The sequence below is a fragment of the Isoptericola sp. NPDC056573 genome (genome assembly GCF_042793335.1).
Lineage (GTDB): Bacteria > Actinomycetota > Actinomycetes > Actinomycetales > Cellulomonadaceae > Isoptericola.
The window spans coordinates 463,353-481,805 of sequence record NZ_JBHTUY010000004.1; the positions used below are offsets into that span (position 1 = coordinate 463,353).

16 protein-coding genes are annotated in these 18,453 nt (G+C 73.2%); 1 reads left to right on the top strand and 15 read right to left on the bottom strand.

The window, feature by feature from the left end:
* Positions 1–146 precede the first annotated feature (146 nt).
* The 14 genes from ilvC to ilvD (ACFQ8E_RS09715) all read right to left on the bottom strand — a co-directional run bounded on the left by ilvC (position 147) and on the right by ilvD (ACFQ8E_RS09715) (position 16,012).
* The gene (gene ilvC / locus ACFQ8E_RS09650; RefSeq protein ID WP_429763836.1) at positions 147–1,175 is read right to left on the bottom strand and encodes a ketol-acid reductoisomerase; all 1,029 of its coding nucleotides are present in this window, start codon (positions 1,173–1,175) and stop codon (positions 147–149) included.
* An 86-nt stretch (positions 1,176–1,261) separates the two neighbouring features.
* A complete protein-coding gene (ilvN, locus tag ACFQ8E_RS09655; RefSeq protein WP_430550344.1) occupies positions 1,262–1,783 on the bottom strand; it encodes an acetolactate synthase small subunit in 522 nt (173 codons plus the stop codon).
* Positions 1,784–1,812: 29 nt separating this feature from the next.
* Positions 1,813–3,651 carry an acetolactate synthase large subunit gene (locus tag ACFQ8E_RS09660; RefSeq protein WP_430550345.1) on the bottom strand — a complete coding sequence of 613 codons (1,839 nt, stop codon included), beginning with the start codon at positions 3,649–3,651 and terminating at the stop codon, positions 1,813–1,815.
* 289 nt (positions 3,652–3,940) lie between these two features.
* Positions 3,941–5,029, bottom strand: a complete 1,089-nt coding sequence (locus ACFQ8E_RS09665) for an ABC transporter permease subunit (RefSeq protein WP_430550346.1) — start codon at positions 5,027–5,029, stop codon at positions 3,941–3,943.
* Entirely contained in the window at positions 5,026–6,087 is a 1,062-nt protein-coding gene (locus ACFQ8E_RS09670; protein WP_430550347.1) for an ABC transporter ATP-binding protein, read from the bottom strand. Before ACFQ8E_RS09670 ends, ACFQ8E_RS09665 begins: the two co-directional genes overlap by 4 nt.
* A gap of 132 nt (positions 6,088–6,219) precedes the next feature.
* Entirely contained in the window at positions 6,220–7,548 is a 1,329-nt protein-coding gene (locus ACFQ8E_RS09675; RefSeq protein WP_430550348.1) for a VOC family protein, read from the bottom strand.
* 45 nt (positions 7,549–7,593) lie between these two features.
* On the bottom strand, positions 7,594–7,908 hold the full coding sequence (locus ACFQ8E_RS09680; protein ID WP_430550349.1) for a 4a-hydroxytetrahydrobiopterin dehydratase: 315 nt from the start codon (positions 7,906–7,908) through the stop codon (positions 7,594–7,596).
* 39 nt (positions 7,909–7,947) lie between these two features.
* A complete protein-coding gene (locus tag ACFQ8E_RS09685; protein ID WP_430550350.1) occupies positions 7,948–8,514 on the bottom strand; it encodes a pyridoxamine 5'-phosphate oxidase family protein in 567 nt (188 codons plus the stop codon).
* 58 nt (positions 8,515–8,572) lie between these two features.
* Positions 8,573–10,309, bottom strand: a complete 1,737-nt coding sequence (gene ilvD, locus ACFQ8E_RS09690; RefSeq protein WP_430550351.1) for a dihydroxy-acid dehydratase — start codon at positions 10,307–10,309, stop codon at positions 8,573–8,575.
* Between the two features lie 51 nt (positions 10,310–10,360).
* On the bottom strand, positions 10,361–10,804 hold the full coding sequence (locus tag ACFQ8E_RS09695) for a hypothetical protein (RefSeq protein WP_430550352.1): 444 nt from the start codon (positions 10,802–10,804) through the stop codon (positions 10,361–10,363).
* A gap of 43 nt (positions 10,805–10,847) precedes the next feature.
* Positions 10,848–12,110 (bottom strand): kynureninase, encoded by a 1,263-nt coding sequence (locus ACFQ8E_RS09700; RefSeq protein ID WP_430550353.1) that lies wholly within the window; start codon positions 12,108–12,110, stop codon positions 10,848–10,850.
* The gene (locus ACFQ8E_RS09705; protein WP_430550354.1) at positions 12,107–13,159 is read right to left on the bottom strand and encodes an amidohydrolase; all 1,053 of its coding nucleotides are present in this window, start codon (positions 13,157–13,159) and stop codon (positions 12,107–12,109) included. Before ACFQ8E_RS09705 ends, ACFQ8E_RS09700 begins: the two co-directional genes overlap by 4 nt.
* Positions 13,156–14,064, bottom strand: coding sequence for a tryptophan 2,3-dioxygenase (locus ACFQ8E_RS09710; protein ID WP_430550355.1), 909 nt, complete (start codon positions 14,062–14,064; stop codon positions 13,156–13,158). The genes ACFQ8E_RS09705 and ACFQ8E_RS09710 overlap by 4 nt, the downstream gene beginning before the upstream one ends.
* An 85-nt stretch (positions 14,065–14,149) precedes the next feature.
* Positions 14,150–16,012 (bottom strand): dihydroxy-acid dehydratase, encoded by a 1,863-nt coding sequence (gene ilvD, locus ACFQ8E_RS09715; protein WP_430550356.1) that lies wholly within the window; start codon positions 16,010–16,012, stop codon positions 14,150–14,152.
* A 259-nt stretch (positions 16,013–16,271) separates the two neighbouring features.
* On the opposite strand from ilvD (ACFQ8E_RS09715), the gene ACFQ8E_RS09720 reads away from it, so the two are divergent.
* Positions 16,272–16,847, top strand: a complete 576-nt coding sequence (locus tag ACFQ8E_RS09720) for a DoxX family protein (RefSeq protein WP_430550357.1) — start codon at positions 16,272–16,274, stop codon at positions 16,845–16,847.
* Positions 16,848–16,893: 46 nt separating this feature from the next.
* Here the strand turns inward: ACFQ8E_RS09720 and ACFQ8E_RS09725 are convergent, their stop codons facing one another.
* Entirely contained in the window at positions 16,894–18,414 is a 1,521-nt protein-coding gene (locus ACFQ8E_RS09725) for a peptide MFS transporter (protein WP_430550358.1), read from the bottom strand.
* Between the last annotated feature and the right edge of the window lie 39 nt (positions 18,415–18,453).

Genomic DNA, 18,453 nt, shown 5'->3' on the forward strand with positions numbered 1-18,453 from the left:
TCGTACTACCTCGGCACGACCCGACTACCTCGGCACGACGGGTGCTATCTCGACGCGACCCGGGCTCGCGGGCGTCCGGACGCACGTGCGGCCGCCGCCCCCGGGTGGGGGACGACGGCCGCGCGCGTCGCTGCTGACGGTGTGGGTCAGCGAGCGGCGCTGCCCTCCGTGTAGTCGGAGTCAGCGGGCTTGATCCACGAGAACATCTTCCGGAGCTCGCGGCCGGTGGTCTCGATCGGGTGCGCCTCGCCCTTCTCGCGCAGCGCGGTGAACTCGGGGGCGCCCGCGTCCTGGTCCGCGATGAAGCGCTCGGCGAAGGCGCCGTTCTGGATGTCCGCGAGGACGGCCTTCATGTTCTCCTTGACGCGCGGGTCGATGACGCGCGGGCCGGAGACGTAGTCGCCGTACTCGGCCGTGTCGGAGACGGACCAGCGCTGCTTGGCGATGCCGCCCTCGACCATGAGGTCGACGATCAGCTTCAGTTCGTGCAGCACCTCGAAGTACGCGACCTCGGGCTGGTAGCCCGCCTCGGTCAGCGTCTCGAAGCCGTACTGGACCAGCTGCGAGGCACCGCCGCACAGCACGGCCTGCTCGCCGAACAGGTCGGTCTCGGTCTCCTCGGTGAAGGTGGTCTTGATGCCGCCGGCACGCAGGCCGCCGATGCCCTTCGCGTACGACAGGGCCAGCTCCCAGGCGGAGCCCGACGCGTCCTGCTCGACGGCGACGATCACCGGCACGCCGCGGCCGTCGACGTACTCGCGGCGCACGAGGTGACCCGGTCCCTTGGGGGCGACCATGAGCACGTCGTGGCCGGCCTCGGGCTTGATGTAGCCGAAGCGGATGTTGAAGCCGTGCCCGAAGACGAGCGCCGCGCCCTCGTTGAGGTTCGGGGCGATCTCGTCGCGGTACACGTGCCGCTGCACCTGGTCCGGCGCGAGGATGACGACGACGTCCGCCTCCTTGACGGCGTCGGCGACGGTCAGCACGCGCAGGCCCTCGTCCTCGGCCTTCTTCGCGGAGCCGGAGCCCTCGCGCAGGCCGACGCGGACGTCGACGCCCGAGTCGCGCAGGTTCAGCGCGTGCGCGTGGCCCTGGCTGCCGTAGCCGATGACCGCGACCTTGCGCTGCTGGATGATGGACAGGTCGGCGTCGTCGTCGTAGAACAGCTCAGCCACGGTGATGCTCCTCGGTTCTCGGTACTGCGTTCGTCACTACAGGTCGGTATGTGGTCACCCGCGGGGATGACGGTACGCGAACGGCGTCAGGCCGTGCGCACGCGCTCCAGCGCTCGGTCGGTGATGGACCGCGAGCCGCGGCCCACGGCGAGCGTGCCGGACTTCACGATCTCGCGGACGCCGTACGGCTCGAGCGCCGCGAGCAGCGCGGACAGCTTGGCGGCCGTGCCGGTCGCCTCGATGACGACCGTGTCGGGGACGACGTCCACGACGTGGGCGCGGAAGAGGTCGACGACCTCGAGCACCCCCGCGCGGGTGGCCTGGTCGGCCCGCACCTTGACGAGCAGGAGCTCGCGCTGCACGGACGACTCGGGGTCGAGCTCGACGATCTTGATGACGTTGATCAGCTTGTTCAGCTGCTTCGTCACGTGCTCGAGCGGGTGCTCCTCGACGTCGACCACCACGGTGATGCGCGAGATCTCCTCGTGCTCCGTGGGCCCGACGGCCAGGGAGTGGATGTTGAACGCCCGGCGGGCGAACAGCGCGGTGACGCGGGTGAGGACGCCGGGCTTGTTCTCGACCAGCACGGACAGGGTGTGACGCGACATGGGTGGCTCCGTCTCTGCTCGTCGGCCGGTCAGTCTTCGCGGTCCCACGCGGGCGAGATGCCGCGCGCGTACTGGATGTCGTCGTTCGGCACCCCGGCGGCGACCATCGGCCACACCATGGCGTCGCGCGAGACCTGGAAGTCGATGACCACGGGGCGGTCGTCGATCTCCTGCGCCCGCTTGATCGCGGCGTCGACCTCGTCCTCGCGCTCCACGCGGATGCCCTCGCAGCCGTACGCGTCCGCGAGCTTCACGAAGTCCGGAATACGCCGGGTCCCGTGCCCGGTGTGCAGGTCGGTGTTGGAGTAGCGCTCGTCGTAGAAGAGCGTCTGCCACTGCCGCACCATGCCGAGCGAGCTGTTGTTGATCAGCGCCACCTTGATGGGGATGTCGTTGATCGCGCAGGTCGCGAGCTCCTGGTTGGTCATCTGGAAGCAGCCGTCGCCGTCGATGGCCCACACCTCGCGGTCGGGCTCGCCGACCTTGGCGCCCATCGCGGCGGGGACCGCGAAGCCCATGGTGCCCAGGCCCGCGGAGTTCAGCCAGGTGCGCGGGCGCTCGTAGCGGATGAACTGCGCCGCCCACATCTGGTGCTGCCCCACGCCCGCGGCGTAGATCGCGTCCGGGCCGGCCAGCTCGCCCAGGCGGGAGATCACGTGCTGCGGGGACAGGTGGCCGTCGTCCGTGGGCGAGTAGCCCAGCGGGTACGTCTCGCGCCACGTGTCGAGCTGGTGCCACCAGGCCGCCAGGTCGGGCTTGCCCACCTTGGCGTGCTCGGCCTCGAGGGCGGGCACCAGGTCCGCGATGACCTCGCGCAGGTCGCCGACGATCGGCACGTCCACCGGGCGGTTCTTGCCGATCTCCGCGGGGTCGATGTCGGCGTGCACGACGGCGGCGTGCGGGGCGAAGCTCGACAGGCGGCCGGTCACGCGGTCGTCGAAGCGGGCGCCGAGGGCCACCACGAGGTCGGCCTTCTGCAGCGCGGCGACGGCCGGGACGGTGCCGTGCATGCCCGGCATGCCCAGGTGCTGCGGGTGGCTGTCCGGCACCGCGCCGCGGGCGGTGAGCGTCGTGACGACGGCCGCGCCGGAGGTGTCGACCAGCCGGCGCAGCGCCTCCGACGCGCCGGACCGGACGACGCCGCCGCCCACGTACAGCACCGGGCGGCGGGCGGTGGCGAGGAGCTTGGCGGCCTCGCGGATCTGCTTGGCGTGCGGCTTGGTCACCGGGTGGTAGCCGGGCAGCGACAGCTCCTGCGGCCAGGAGAACTCGGTGGTGGCCTGCATGGCGGACTTCGCGATGTCGACCAGCACCGGGCCGGGCCGGCCCGTCGACGCGATGTGGAACGCCTCCGCGATCGTGCGCGGGATCTCCGCCGGGTCGGTGACCAGGTAGGAGTGCTTGGTGATCGGCATCGTGATGCCGACGATGTCCGCCTCCTGGAACCCGTCGGTACCGATGAGGGACTGCGCCACCTGGCCGGTGATCGCGACCAGCGGGACGGAGTCCATGTGCGCGTCGGCGATGGGCGTCACGAGGTTGGTCGCACCGGGGCCCGAGGTCGCCATCGTCACGCCGACCTTGCCGGTCGCGTGGGCGTAGCCCTGGGCCGCGTGCCCGCCGCCCTGCTCGTGCCGCACCAGGACGTGGCGGATCTGCTTCGAGTCCATGAGCGGGTCGTAGAGCGGGAGGATCGCGCCACCCGGGATGCCGAAGACGTTCTCGACGCCGACCGACTCGAGCGAGCGGACGATCGACTCGGCGCCGGTGACCTCCTCACCGGACACGGTTCGGCCGGCGGCACCGTCGGCACTGCGCGACGCGGTGCGGGCGGCCACCTGGGCGGGGGTCGGGTTCGGCTGGACCATCGGTCTCTCCTGCCGGTCGGTCTTGCGGGCGAAGGGTCTGGCGAGGGGTGTCGCTGCAATGAAAAACCCCCCGGTCCCGGGATGACGGGACTGACGAGGGGTGAGCGCGCTGACGAAGCCTGGTGCGTGGGCCTAGTCGGCGCGCCCGGGAAGAAGTACTACGAGGATCGTCTGCACGGATCGAACGTTACGCCCGCGGTTCACCGATGTCACGTCGTGAGCCCGGTGTCCCATCATGCGGACAACATGGGGGTCACCGGGCTCACGACCTGCGCCGCGACGGCGACGGTCAGCTCACGTCGCGACGCCGGAACACGAGCAGCGCGAGCAGAGTGACGACGACGGCGAGCGCCGCGACGGTCAGCCCGCCCTGCGCGGTGGTCACGACGTGGTCCACCGGGACGCACGAGAACACGCCGTCGGCGTCCGGGGTGCACCGCTCCGTCGTGTACACGTACCCGCCCTGCAACCAGGCCGACAGCGCCGTCGTCGGCAGCCAGCGCTGCACCTCGCCGAACGAGTAGGCGAAGGCCACGCAGGCCCAGGCGACCACGCCGACCAGACCGACGGCGGCGGCGGCATGCTTGAACAGCGTGCCGAGCGCCACGCCGAGCGCGGCGAGCACGGCCCCGGCTGCGACGAGGCGCCCGGTGAACGCGGCGACCTCCAGCCAGACGGCGCCCGTGAGGTCGCCGAGGGTGCCGAACGAGGCGTACACCGCGTACGAGGCGCCGACCAGGAGCGCGAACCCGACCAGCACCAGCGGGACCGTGCCGAGCGCGGTGGCCACCGCCTTCGACCAGTACACGCGCTGCCGACGCGGCTCGAACGTGAGCCACATCCCCAGCGACCCGCTGTTGATCTCGGCGGTCACGAAGCTCACCCCGACCACCAGCGCGACGAGGAGCAGCAGCACCGCGAGGTCGTCGAGCGACGCGAGACCCGACCACCCGTTCCACACCGAGGCCTGGATCTCCGTCACGGCGGCCCGGGTCGCGCCGTCCTGCGCGTTGACCTCGGGCTCCCCGTACAGCATCTCGACCTGGGCCTCGTCGGGGACGAAGGTCTGCGTGGGCGGCAGGTACCAGTCCAGGCGGGGAGCCAGCTGGTCGCAGCCCCACTCCTGCGGGGTGAGGCCTTCGGCCTCGGCCCCGGCCTCGCAGTCGGCGACCTGCTGCTCCCCGTCCTTCTCCCACTCCTCCTGGTCGGACGCGAACATCTCCTGCGCGTTCGCGACCTCCTGGGCGCTCGGCGGGGGCGCCGACAGGAACGTCGCCGCGCCGCTCAGGGCGACCAGCGCGAGAACTCCGACGCACGCCCAACGCGTGATCTGGCGCGCCCACAACCGGCGCAGCTCGACGCGCAGCAGGCGGCTCATGCGTCCGCCTCCGGGGCCGCCGGGGTGGCCGGCGTCGTCGCGGAGTGCGCCGGCTCGGGCGGCGGGCCACCACGACGCGTGCGGTCGCCCTGGTGCGTGTGACCGCCGGGCGTCTCGTGCGCCGTGAGGCCCAGGAACACCGACTCGAGGTCGGCCTGGAGCGGGGTGAGCTCGCGCACCCACACGCCACGCTCGCCGAGGGCGCGGTTCACGGCCGCGGGGTCGGCGGCGCCGTCGACGAGCAGCGCGTCGTGCTCGCGCCGCACGAGCAGCCCGCTGGTCTCGAGCACGCTGGTCGCGATGGTCAGGTCCGTCGGCGCGACGCGCAGCCGGACCGACCCGGTCGCGGAGCCGGCACCGATGAGGTCGGCCACCCGGCCCGAGGCGACGAGCCGCCCGCGGGCCACGATCGAGACCGTGTCGGCGATCTGCTCGACCTCGGCCAGGATGTGGCTGGACACCAGCACGGTCTTGCCCTGGTCGGCGAGGCCTCGCATGGTCTGCCGGATCTCCCGGATGCCCGCGGGGTCGAGGCCGTTGGTGGGCTCGTCGAAGATGAGCAGGTCGGGGTCCTTGAGCAGGGTCGCCGCGATCGCGAGCCGCTGCTTCATGCCGAGCGAGTAGCCCTTGTACTTGTCGCGTGCCCGCCCGGTGAGCCCGACCTCATCGATGACGGCGTCCACCCGGCCGGCGGGGGCGTCGATCGCGTCGGCAAGCAGGCGCAGGTTGCGGCGGGCGCTGAACGCGGGGAAGAACTTGGGGCTCTCGACGATGGCGCCGACCCGTCCCACCACCTCGGGCAGCCGCTTCGGCACCTCGTGCCCGAAGATCGTCGCGGTCCCGCGGTCGGGCCGGACCAGGCCCAGGAGCATGCGGATCGTCGTCGTCTTCCCGGACCCGTTGGGGCCGAGGAACCCGTGCACGCCGCCCACGGGCACCTGCAGGTCGAGGCCCTCGACCCCGACCGACCTCCCTCGCACGCTCCGGTACGTCTTGCGGAGCCCTCGCGTCTCGATCGCGAGCTCTCCACCACCCCGGGCACCGTCGAGCACGGCCACCGCCACCTCCTCGTGGCCGCGGCGCGGCCTGTCGGTCGCGCCTGTCGGACGACGGCGCTGCCAGGGAGGATAGAGCAGCCTTGACGTGGGCGAAAGGTCCCCGCTACCCGAGGTTGACCCTGCTGCGACGGTTCACCCGGCCGGCTCGCCCGCCCACGCCTCGGCACGCCCCGGGATCACGGCGATGTCCACCTCGTTGCCCTCGGGGTCCGCGACCGTGCGCCAGAACGGCGCCTCCGCGTCCCGCACGACCGTGCCGCCGGCCGCGACGGCGGCGGCCACGCGTGCGTCGGCGACGTCGGCGGGGACCATGACGTCCACGTGGACCCGGTTGCGCTGCTCGCGCGGTTCGGCCATCGGCTGCAGGAACACCGAGGGACCGCGCAGCAGGGGGTCGTACAGGTCCGTCGTCCCGCGCTCGGTGTAGCCGAGCGCCGCCGCCCAGAACCGGCGCACCGCGTCGACGTCGAGGGCGTCGAACGTGAGCTGGACGTCGCGCAGGACGGCGGGCTCGGCGCGCAGCCCGAGGTCGCGGGCGGCGGCCTGCGCCCGCTGCGCCACCCCGAGCCGGGCGGGGCCGATCCAGCCGTCCTCGGGCGGTCCGACGCGCAGGGTGACGCCGGAGTACCGCAGGTCGGCGAACAGCGGCACGCCGGCCTCCTCGGCCGCGCGGGCCGCCCGGGCGACCAGCTCGACGCCCGCGTCGAAGCCGCCCGTCGCGTAGTACGCGCTGGCCCCCTGGAGCACCCGCCAGTCCTCCACGCCGCCCGCCGCCCGGAACTCCGCGGGCGTGAGCAGGCCGTCGGCCAGGTCCTCCTCGAACCCCTCCCAGGCGATGACGTCCGCCTCGTTCCCCTCCGCGTCCGCCAGCGTCCACCAGTGCGGCACGAACTCCTCGGTCGTGACCCGCCCCCCGGCCGCGAGCGCCGCGTCGACGCGCGCCTGCCGCACGTCGTGGGGCACGAAGACGTCGAGGTGCAGCCGGTTGCGCAGGGGCCGCGGCTCGTCCATGGCCTGGAACCAGACGCCGGGCCACCGCCCGTGCGGGTCGAGGAGGTCCGCCCCGGAGCGGGTGTGCCCGAGGACCACTCCCCAGAAGGGCATGACCTGCTCGCGGTCGGCGGCGTCGACGGTCAGCTCCACGTCCTGCACGGCCGAAGGGTCGGCGTCGAGCCCGAGATCCGCAGCCGCGGCGGAGACCTCCCGGGCCAGCGCGACGTCGCGCTCGCTCAGGCCGCCGACGTCGTGGGACAGCACACGCACGACGACGCCGCCCGCCCGCAGGTCGACGTCCGGGTGGTGGTTCGCGGCGTCCGCGAGCACGCGGACGCGCTCGAGGAGGACGGCGCCCTCGCCGGGAGCACGCGTGCGGAAGAGGGCGCTCGCGCCGCGGGCGAGGGCACGCCAGTCCTCGGTGCCCCCGGCGGCCTCGAACCCGGCCGCGGTGATCTCGTCGGGCATGGCCTCCCCCGTCCGTCGGCGTCCTGGCTGCGGTGACCGACGGCGTCAGTGCCGCGACGTCTCGACCGGCAGCTCCAGCTCGGCCGCGGCGTCGCTGATCCGCCGGGCCAGGTCCACGTCGCGCGTCGTCAGGCCGCCGGCGTCGTGCGACGAGGTGCGGACCAGGACGGTGCCGTAGCGCAGGTCCACGTCGGGGTGGTGGTTCACGGCGTCCGCGATCTCGGCGATCGCGTCCACGAACCGTGCCCCGGCGGCGAAGGACCCGCTGCGGAACACGGCCCACGCGGAGCCCTCGTCCGCGTGCCAGTCGCCGACGCCGTCGGAGTGGGCGAACTGTCGCGGGGTGATCGAGTCGGTCATGCGCCCAGCATGGCCCGACCGCGCACCGTTCGCGCGGTGTCAGCCGGCGGGCAGGGGGTCGTCGTCGAACGCCGGGAGGCCGTCGATGCTCGTGCGGTTCTTCTGCCGGCGGTAGTCGGCCTGCCCGTCGGCGCCCTTGCGGTCCATGAACGGCGGCAGCAGGTCGCGTTCGCCCGCGTAGTCGAGCAGGGGCACGCCGTACCCGCAGGAGTCGGAGACCCGCTCGACGTCGACCACGATCACGGCCCGCGCCCCGCGCCGCTCGGTGAACCGCGGCTCCCACGACGCGTACTCGTCGTCGTACAGCGTCACGACGCGCCCCCGGCCGTGCAGGCGGACGATGTTCGGGGGCCCGTCGAAGGCGCAGAACATGAGGGTGATCCGGCCGTTCTCGCGCAGGTGCGCGATCGTCTCCGCGCCCGACGCCGTGAGGTCGAGGTAGGCCACGGTGTGCTCGTCGACCACGACGAACGACCCGTCGACCCCCTTGGGCGAGACGTTCACGCGCCCGTCCCCGGCGAGCGGGGCGGTGGCGACGAAGAACACGTGCTGCGACTCGACGAAGCCCCGCAACCGGCCGTCGATACGTTCGTGCACCTTTCCCATGGGCGCCATCCTGCCGCGCGGGCCGCGGCCGGTCGACGGCCGACCGGGTGGTGGGCGCTCAGCCCAGCACGGCACCCTTGGACGCGGACTGCACCAGCTTCGTGTACTTGGCGAGCACCCCGCGGGTGTAGCCGTGCGGCACGGGGGTCCAGTCCGCCGTCCGGCGGGCGGCGAGCTCGGCGTCGTCGACCAGCAGGTCGAGCGTCTTGCTCGCGACGTCGAGCCGGATCCGGTCGCCGTCGCGCACGAACGCGATCGGCCCTGCGTCGACGGCCTCGGGCGCGATGTGCCCGACGCACAGCCCGGTGGTGCCGCCGGAGAACCGCCCGTCGGTGATGAGCAGCACGTCCTTGCCGAGGCCGGCGCCCTTGATCGCGCCGGTGATGGCGAGCATCTCGCGCATCCCCGGGCCGCCCTTGGGGCCCTCGTAGCGGATGACGACGACGTCGCCGGCGGTGATGGTGCCGTCCTCCAGCGCGTCCAGGGCGCTCCGCTCGCGCTCGAAGACGCGGGCGGTGCCCTCGAAGACGTCGGAGTCGAACCCCGCCGACTTCACGACCGCGCCCTCGGGGGCCAGCGACCCGTGCAGGATCGTGATGCCGCCCGTGGGGTGGATCGGCCGGTCGAGGGCACGCAGGATCTTGCCGTCCGGGTCGGGCGGGTCGATGTCCGCGAGGTTCTCCGCGACCGTGCGGCCCGTGACCGTGAGGCAGTCGCCGTGCAGCAGCCCGGCGTCGAGCAGCGCCTTCATCACCACGGGCACGCCCCCGATGCGGTCGACGTCGTTCATGACGTACCGGCCGAACGGCTTGAGGTCGCCGAGGTGCGGCACGCGGTCGGCGACGCGGGAGAAGTCGTCGAGGGTGAGCTCCACCTCGGCCTCGTGCGCGATGGCGAGCAGGTGCAGCACCGCGTTCGTCGAGCCGCCGAACGCCATCACCACGGCGATGGCGTTCTCGAAGGCCTCCTTGGTGAGGATCTGCCGCGCGGTGATGCCGCGCCGCAGCAGCTCCACGACCGCCTCGCCGGACGCCTGCGCGAACGCGTCGCGGCGGCGGTCGGCGGACGGAGGCGCGGCCGACCCGGGCAGCGACATGCCGAGCGCCTCGGCGGCCGACGCCATCGTGTTCGCCGTGTACATGCCGCCGCACGCACCCTCGCCGGGACAGATCGCGCGCTCGATCCGGCCGACGTCCTCCTCGCTCATCAGCCCGCGCGCGCAGGCCCCCACGGCCTCGAACGCGTCGATGATCGTCACGTCCTTCTCGGTGCCGTCGGACAGCTTCACCCAGCCGGGCATGATCGAGCCGGCGTAGAGGAACACGCTCGCGAGGTCGAGGCGCGCGGCCGCCATGAGCATCCCCGGGAGCGACTTGTCGCACCCGGCGAGCAGCACGGAGCCGTCGAGGCGCTCGGCCTGCATCACCGTCTCCACGGAGTCGGCGATGACGTCGCGCGACACGAGCGAGAAGTGCATGCCCTCGTGCCCCATGGAGATGCCGTCGGAGACGGAGATGGTGCCGAACTCGAGCGGGTAGCCGCCGCCGGCGTGCACGCCGTGCTTCACCGCCTGCGACAGCCGGTCGAGCGACAGGTTGCAGGGCGTGATCTCGTTCCACGAGCTCGCGACGCCGATCTGCGGCTTCGCGAAGTCGGCGTCCCCGAGGCCGACGGCGCGCAGCATGCCGCGCGCGGCCGTGGCCTCCAGGCCGTCGGTGACCTGGCGGGAGCGGGGCTTGAGATCCGGTGCGCGATCGCTCGTGAGGTCCGGGGTGGCTGGGGCGTCGGCGCTCATGGACTCACTGTAGGAGCGGCGCCGCCCGTGGTCGCGGCGGACGACGGTCCCTCAGCCGGGGGCGGCGTCCGGGCGCTCGCCCACGCGGGCCCACTCCTGCAGGCGGGCGATCACGACGCCCGGCGCGAGGTCGTACCGCGGCAGCCGCGTCTCGCCCCCGGCGTGCTCGACGATGACCTGGTCGGACCAGGTGGGCCGGTCCCGGAGGTTGCCGCGCACCGCGCGGACGTCGGCGCGGGGGATCGCCAGAGGGCGACGACGCCGCTCCACCCGGAGCTCGTCGTCGGTCAGGACGAGCTGCCCGCTCCTGGACGCCACGAGCTGCGCCAGCGCGGCCACCATCCCGAGCGCGGCCACGACGGCCAGGACGACGGTCGACCGGTCCGCGCCGCCGGCCAGCCGCGCGGTGTTCACCGCGAGCACGCAGGTCCAGGTGACCAGCAGCCCCCAGAACAGCCGGGTCTGACGAGGCGTCCGGGCGACGACCTCGTGCATGCGTGCGCTCCCTCGGTCCGGGCGGCGCGGCGCCGCCTCGCCCTCATGCTGGTCGGGAGGGCTCCTGCTCGCGCGCCCTGGTGACCTCGACCAGCGCGTCGCGTACCGCCTCGACGCCGACGCGCAGCTCGTCGAACGACGTCGACAGCGGCGAGAGTCCGAGGCGCAGCCCGTTCGGCCGTCGGAAGTCGGGGATGACGCCCCGCTCCCACAGCAGCGGCAGGGTGTCGGCGAACGCGTCGTGGTCGACGGTCACGTGGCTCCCCCGCCGGTCGTCGTCGCGCGGCGACGCGACCCGGACGCCGAGCGGAACGAGCAGGTCGTCCACCAGCTCCAGGGCGAACCGGGTGAGCGCCACCGACTTCGCGCGGACGGCGTCCAGCCCGGCGTCGGCGAGGAGGTCGAGCATGTCCTGCATCGCGAGCATCCCGACGATCGCGGGGGTGCCCGACAGGAATCGTCGCACCCCGGCGTGCGGCGCGTAGGCGGGGCCCATCTCGAACGGCTGGTCGCTGCCCATCCAGCCCTGGATCGGCTGGGTGAGCTCCTCCTGGAGGTCGGCGCGGACGTAGCCGAACGCGGGCGACCCGGGCCCGCCGTTGAGGTACTTGTACGTGCACCCGGCGGCGAGGTCGGCACCCCACGCGTCCAGCGCGACGGGCACCGCGCCGGCGGAGTGGCACAGGTCCCACAGCACGAGCGCCCCGGCGCCGTGCGCGCGCCGCGTGATCTCCGCGGCGTCGCTCACGTACCCGGAGCGGTAGGCGACGTGGCTGAGCACCACGAGCGCCGTCCGGTCGGACAGGACGGCGGACACCTGCTCGGGCGTGACGCCGCCGTCGTGGTCCGGGGCGATCCAGCGCAGCGTGGCGCCGTGCTCGCGCGCGACACCCTCCAGGACGAAGCGGTCGGTCGGGAAGTTGCCGGCGTCGAGCACGATCTCGTCGCGCCCGGCGACGCGCGGGGACGCCAGCGCGGCCCGCACCAGCTTGTAGAGGATCACCGTCGTCGAGTCGCCGACGAACGTCTGGCCCGGCGCCGCGCCGAGCGCGACCGTGCCGATGCGGTCACCGACGCGCAGGGGCAGGTCGTACCACTCCTCGTCCCAGCCGCGGATAAGGCGCGCGCCCCACACGTCGGGCGCGAAGCGGGCGAGCCGCTCGGCCGACGCCTTCGTGGGGCGGCCGAGCGAGTTGCCGTCGAGGTAGGCGGTCACCTCCGTGGAGTCGACGAACGCGGCCTTGAACCGCGCCAGCGGGTCGGCGGCGTCCAGCGTGGCGGCGCGGGCGGTGGCGTTCTCGGTCATGCGGCTCCTCCGTCGGCGGGCGGGTGGGTGTCGGCAGGCGGGACGAAGTCCGGGTCCCGCAGGTCGGCGACGTCGAGGACGGTCGCGCGGGCGAGCCAGGCGGCGTGGACGGCGCCCGGGTCGGCCGGGGCGGGCGCCGGGCCGGGCACGAACGACACCAGGCCGGCGGGCGGCGCGTCGCCGACCAGCGCGACGAGCAGCGACCGCCGGCCGAGGCCGGCCGCCGCGAGCGCGGCGAGCTCGCGGGCGTTCAGCCCCACGGGCAGCGGGCCGTTGCCGAGGTCGGTGCCGTACCGGACCCGTCCGCCGGCCGCGACGAAGCGGCGCACGTTGTCCAGCGCCACCTCGTGCTCGCGCGTCGGGTCGCCCCAGCCGTGGATGTCGAGCGTGCTGAGCCAGGTCATCGACCGTCGCCCCGTCGGCCCACCCGGCGCCCTGCCGGCGGCCATCGCGACGAGCAGCTCGTCGGGCAGGCGCTCGCTGAACGGCGCGTGCGCGAGCCGGTCGACGCCCGCCTCGAACGCCCGCACCGCCTGGCCCGGCCCCTCGGCGTGCGCGACGACGTCGGTCCCGCGCTCGTGCGCCCGTCCGACGACGGCGGCCAGGGTGACGTCGTCGGGCACCGGGCCGGCGTCGCCGTGCAGGGCGACCTTGACGAACGACGCGCCCGCCGCGACCTGCCGGTCCACGGCCGCGACGGCGGCGGCCGGGTCGGCGACCTCCTCGACCGCTCCCGGGGGCGCCCACGACCGGTCGCTCGGATACCCGCCCGGCGCGGTGAGGAACGCGCCCGCGTACGCGACGCGCGGCAGCGCCGGGTCGGCGGCCAGGGCCGCGACGTCGTCGGGGATCCAGCCCAGGTCGTGCACCGCGGCGACGCCGCGGGAACGCAGCGGCGCCGGGTCCACCAGCCCCAGGTGCACGTGCGCGTCCGTGAACGGCGGCAGCAGCGTGCCGCCCTCCCCCAGCCGGCGCCGCACCTCGGGCGGGACGTCGGCAGGGAGGCCGACCGGGGCGACACCCGGGGGCACGACCAGCGCTCCGGTCACGACCGGGCGCCCGGTCCGGCCGTCGGGCCGAGCTCGGTGCGCACGGCGAAGAGCTCGGGGAAGAAGGTGAGGTCGAGCGCCCGCTGGAGGAAGCCGACGCCGCTGGAGCCCCCGGTGCCCCGCTTGGTGCCGATGATGCGCAGCACGGTCTTCATGTGGCGGAAGCGCCAGAGCTGGAAGTTGTCCTCGAGGTCGACGAGCTCCTCGCACGTCTCGTACGCCGACCAGTCCGACTCGGGGTCGGCGTAGATCCGGCGGAACACCTCGACCAGGTCGTCGTCGAGCGTGTGCGCGGTCGTGACATCGCGCTCGAGCACGCGTCGCGGCACGTCGTGGCCGTGGCGGGAGAGGTAGCGCAGGAACTCGTCGTACACGCTGGGCTCGCCGAGCAGCCGCGCGAGCTCTGCCTGCGCCTCGGGCTCGGCGTCGAACACCGCGAGCATGCGGGCGTTCTTGTTGCCCAGCAGGAACTCGACGGCCCGGTACTGCCACGACTGGAAGCCGGACGCGTTCCCGAGGAAGCCACGGAACTGGGCGTACTCGCTGGGCGTGAGCGTCGCGAGCACCGACCACTGCTCGGTGAGCGTGCGCTGCACGTGCTTGACGCGGGCGATGCGCTTGAGCGCCGCGCCGAGCTCGTCCGCGGCGAGCAGGTCGCGCGCGGAGACCAGCTCGTGCAGCACGAGCTTGAGCCACAGCTCCGTGGTCTGGTGCTGCACGATGAACAGCATCTCGTCGTGGTGCGCGGGGCTGCTGATCGGCTCCTGCGCGGCCAGGAGCGTGTCCAGGTGCAGGTACGAGCCGTAGGTCATGCGCTCGCGCAGGTCCGTGACGATCCCCGGTTCCAGCTCGCGCTCGTTGGACGGGGCAGGGGGCGCGGCGGGGGGCTCGGGCTGGTCGACCATGCCCCGGAGCCTAAGGCAGCGCGCGCGGCGCCCGCCCACACCCCGGCACGGGGTCGGGGCGGGCGCCGTCGAGGGTCCGCCGGTGTCAGCGGCGCGCGATGAGGGACACGTCGCGCACCGCGCCGCGGTCGGCCGACGTCGCCATCGCGGCGTACGCCTGCAGCGCCGGGGAGACGTAGCGGTCGCGGTTCAGGGGCTGCCACGGGTTCTCGCGGGCCTCCATCTTGGCGCGCCGCTCGGCGAGCACCTCGTCCGGCACGTTGACGCGGATCAGTCGGGTGTCGACGTCGATCTCGATCTCGTCCCCGTCCTCGATCAGCCCGATCGTGCCGCCGGCCGCCGCCTCGGGCGACACGTGCCCCACGGAGATGCCGCTCGACCCGCCGGAGAACCGACCGTCGGTGATGAGGGCGCAGACCTTGCCCAGGCCGCGGCCCTTGATGAACGACGTCGGGTAGAGCATCTCCTGCATGCCGGGGCCGCCGGCGGGGCCCTCATAGCGCACGACGACGACGTGGCCCGGCTGGACCTGCTTGGTGAGGATCTTCTCGACCGCGTCGTCCTGCGACTCGCAGACGAGGGCCTTCCCCACGAAGTGGAAGACGTCGGGGTCGACGCCCGCGGTCTTGAAGACCGCGCCGTCCTCGGCGAGGTTGCCGCGCAGCACGGCCAGGCCGCCCTCCACGGTGTACGCGTGCTCGAGGTCGCGGATGCAGCCGTTCGCGGCGTCGGTGTCGAGGCTCTCCCAGACGTTGGACGTCGAGAAGGCCTGGGTGGTGCGGACCCCGCCGGGGGCGGCGTGGAAGAGCTCCTGCGCCCGCTCGGTGGCCTTGCCGCCCCGCACGTCCCAGTCGTCGAGCCACGCGCGCAGCGTGGGCGTGTGCACGGAGGTGACGTCGTGGTCGAGCAGGCCCGCACGGTCCAGCTCCCCCAGCAGCGCGGGGATGCCGCCGGCGCGGTGCACGTCCTCCATGTGGAAGTCCGGGTGGTTCGGCGCCACCTTGCTCAGGCACGGCACGCGGCGGCTGATCGTCTCGATGTCCGTGAGGTCGAAGTCGACCTCGCCCTCCTGGGCCGCGGCCAGGATGTGCAGCACCGTGTTGGTGGAGCCGCCCATCGCGACGTCGAGCGCCATGGCGTTCGAGAACGCCGCCTTCGTGGCGATCGAGCGCGGGGCGGCGGAGTCGTCCTCGTCCTCGTAGTAGCGCTTCGCGAGGTCGACGATGGTGCGACCCGCCTCGAGGAAGAGCTCCTTGCGGGCGGCGTGCGTGGCCAGCGTGGAGCCGTTGCCCGGCAGCGACAGCCCGAGCGCCTCCGTGAGGCAGTTCATCGAGTTCGCCGTGAACATGCCGGAGCACGAGCCGCACGTCGGGCAGGCGTTCTCCTCGACCTGGGCCAGCGCCGCGTCGGACACGTTGTCGTCGGCCGAGTAGTTGATCGCGTTGATGAGGTTCAGGGGCGTCTTCGCGACGCCGTCGGCGACGACGGCCTTGCCGGCCTCCATCGGCCCGCCCGACACGAAGATCACCGGGATGTTGAGCCGCAGCGCCGCGTTGAGCATGCCCGGCGTGATCTTGTCGCAGTTGGAGATGCACACGAGGGCGTCGGCGCAGTGCGCGTTGACCATGTACTCGACCGAGTCCGCGATGAGGTCGCGGCTGGGCAGCGAGTAGAGCATCCCGGCGTGGCCCATCGCGATGCCGTCGTCCACGGCGATGGTGTTGAACTCCTTGGACACGCCGCCCGCCTCGCGGATCGCCGAGGCGACCAGGTCGCCCATGTCCTTGAGGTGGACGTGACCGGGGACGAACTGCGTGTACGAGTTCGCGATCGCGACGATCGGCTTGCCGAAGTCCTCCGAGCCCATGCCGGTGGCGCGCCAGAGCGCGCGGGCACCGGACATGTTGCGGCCGTGGGTGGACGTCCGAGAGCGCAGGGGACGGCTCATGTCAGCTCCTTCGACGAGTTCTGCCGCGCCGTCGCGGACGACGCGCACGAGCACGCTACGCCCGCTGTCCCGCATCGCGGGCATCCGTCCGCCCAGTGGTCGGTTCACCTGCTGAAACGATCCGAAGGTCACGAAATGGTTGCGACGCGCCGGAGACCTTGGCAAGTTGTCCCAGGTTCATCAGTAATCCGTCCAAATCGGACGCACCACGTCCATCTCGCAGGCACCACGCAGCGCACCACGATCAGGGAGCTCACTCATGACCGCGACCGCCGCAGGCAGCACGACCGGCACGACCGTCACCGACCACGCCCGCAACGGGGAGGACGCCGACCGCGTCGTCACCCGGCCCGGCGCGCGACGCGCCCTCGCGCTGTGTCGCATCCTCCTGGCCGTGGTGTTCCTGTGGCCCGTGGCCGACAAGACCTTCGGTCTCGGGTACGCCACACCGGACGAGCGGGCCTGGGTGGCGGGCAGCTCGCCGACCGAGGGCTACCTGAGCTCGATCGAGAGCCCGCTGGCCGCCGGTTTCGCCGCGCTGAGCGGCCCCGCCGTCGACTGGCTGTTCATGCTCGGGATGCTCGGCACGGGGATCGCGCTCCTGCTCGGCATCGGGCTGCGCGTGGCCGCCGTGGCGGGCGGGCTGCTCATGCTCACGCTCTGGCTCTCGACGTGGCCCTTCGCCGCCGGCTCGCAGAACCCGCTGGTCGACCAGCACCTCGTCTTCACGGCGCTGCTGGCCGCTCTCGCGCTCACCCGCGCCGGCGACACCTGGGGCCTCGGCCGCGCGTGGGCCGCCTCGCCGGTGCCCGGCAGCGCGAGCTGGCTGCGCTGACCCGGAGCCACCCGAGGCACCCGGCGCCCCCACGGCGCCGGCGCGGTCAGGACGCGCCGGCGCTGTGGGTGTGCTCCAGCTCGTCCGCGTGGCGGATGTGCCGCGTCACCCACGGGGCCAGCAGCAGGAGGACCCCCGCGAACGCCAGCGCCACCACGCCGATGCCGCCGAAGTAGGCGGTGTCGGAGACCCCCTCGGTCGCCTCGATGGTCTGCGCGGTGATCGCCTGGCCGGCGGCCGACGACAGGAACCACAGGGCCATCGCCTGGCCGCGGAACGCTCGCGGCGCCAGCAGCGTCGTCGCCGCGATCCCTACCGGCGACAGGCACAGCTCGCCGAGCGTCTGGATCACGTAGACCCCGATGAGCACCCACGGCGGGGCGAGCTCGTCGGCGAAGACGGCCGACATCCCCGCGAGGAACAGGAACGACAGGGCCGCCAGCGTCAGGCCGATGACGAACTTGTACGCCGTGGGCGGCCGGTCCCCCGTCTTCGTCCAGATCCACGCGAACACCGGCGCCAGGATGATGATCGACGCCGGGTTGACCGACTGGAAGAAGGCGGGCGACAGGCTGATGCCGAACAGCTCGAGCTGGGTGCGGTCGGCGGCGAACGCCGCGAGCGTCGTCGCCGCCTGCTCGAAGATCATCCAGAACAGCATCGCGGCGACGAAGAGCGGCACGTACGCGACGACGCGCGGACGCTCGGCCGCCGTCACGCGCTTCGAGCGGTACATCACGACGAGCAGCACGACCGGCGTCACGAGGGCGAGGTACGACACGGCGTCGATGAACGTCTCGACGGCCCAGCCCCCGGCGACGACCGCGGCCAGGGCGGCGGCCACGACGATGGCGCCGACCACGTAGAGCCCGAGGCGCACCACGGCGGGGCGGTCCTCGGGCGTGATCGGGTTCGGCACGTCCGTCCCTGCGGCACCGAGGTACCGGTAGCCGCCGACGAAGAAGACGAGCGCGAACGCCATCCCGATCGCCGCCACCGCGAAGCCCGCGTGGTAGCCCCACGCCTGCTCGACGACGCCGACGATCAGCGGGGAGAAGAACGACCCGATGTTGATCCCCATGTAGAAGATCGAGAACGCCGGGTCGCGACGCTCGTCGTCGCGCGAGTACAGCTCGCCCACCATCGACGACACGTTGGGCTTGAGCAGGCCGGTGCCGAACGCGACCAGGCCGATCCCCAGCATGGAGAAGCCGTACGTGGGCAGGGTGAGCGACACGTGGCCGGCGGCGATGACGATCCCGCCGTACAGCACCGCGCGCCGGGCCCCGATCATCCGGTCGGCGAGCCAGCCGCCGACCACCGACAGCAGGTACACCGACGTGCCGTAGATCGAGACGAACGCGGCGCCGGTGGTGGCGTCCATCCCGAGGCCGCCGTTGGCCACCGTGTCGGTCAGGTAGTACAGGAGGATGGCGCGCATCCCGTAGTAGCTGAACCGCTCCCACAGCTCCGTGCCGGCCAGGGTCATGAGGCCGCGCGGGTGCCCGAAGAACGCGCGGTCGCCCTCGTGCTCCGGGTGCGACGGCGCCGCTGCCTGATCGGTCATGAAAAAACTCTCGCACCGGCGGGAGACGACGGCGACCGG

Bases quoted from the DNA above. Each gene is read 5' to 3' on its own strand.
- ilvN (WP_430550344.1), bottom strand. From the start codon at position 1,783: ATGTCGCGTCACACCCTGTCCGTGCTGGTCGAGAACAAGCCCGGCGTC.
- ACFQ8E_RS09660 (WP_430550345.1), bottom strand. From the start codon at position 3,651: ATGGTCCAGCCGAACCCGACCCCCGCCCAGGTGGCCGCCCGCACCGCG.
- ACFQ8E_RS09665 (WP_430550346.1), bottom strand. From the start codon at position 5,029: ATGAGCCGCCTGCTGCGCGTCGAGCTGCGCCGGTTGTGGGCGCGCCAG.
- ACFQ8E_RS09675 (WP_430550348.1), bottom strand. From the start codon at position 7,548: ATGCCCGACGAGATCACCGCGGCCGGGTTCGAGGCCGCCGGGGGCACC.
- ACFQ8E_RS09680 (WP_430550349.1), bottom strand. From the start codon at position 7,908: ATGACCGACTCGATCACCCCGCGACAGTTCGCCCACTCCGACGGCGTC.
- ACFQ8E_RS09685 (WP_430550350.1), bottom strand. From the start codon at position 8,514: ATGGGAAAGGTGCACGAACGTATCGACGGCCGGTTGCGGGGCTTCGTC.
- ilvD (WP_430550351.1), bottom strand. From the start codon at position 10,309: ATGAGCGCCGACGCCCCAGCCACCCCGGACCTCACGAGCGATCGCGCA.
- ACFQ8E_RS09695 (WP_430550352.1), bottom strand. From the start codon at position 10,804: ATGCACGAGGTCGTCGCCCGGACGCCTCGTCAGACCCGGCTGTTCTGG.
- ACFQ8E_RS09700 (WP_430550353.1), bottom strand. From the start codon at position 12,110: ATGACCGAGAACGCCACCGCCCGCGCCGCCACGCTGGACGCCGCCGAC.
- ACFQ8E_RS09710 (WP_430550355.1), bottom strand. From the start codon at position 14,064: ATGGTCGACCAGCCCGAGCCCCCCGCCGCGCCCCCTGCCCCGTCCAAC.
- ilvD (WP_430550356.1), bottom strand. From the start codon at position 16,012: ATGAGCCGTCCCCTGCGCTCTCGGACGTCCACCCACGGCCGCAACATG.
- ACFQ8E_RS09720 (WP_430550357.1), top strand. From the start codon at position 16,272: ATGACCGCGACCGCCGCAGGCAGCACGACCGGCACGACCGTCACCGAC.
- ACFQ8E_RS09725 (WP_430550358.1), bottom strand. From the start codon at position 18,414: ATGACCGATCAGGCAGCGGCGCCGTCGCACCCGGAGCACGAGGGCGAC.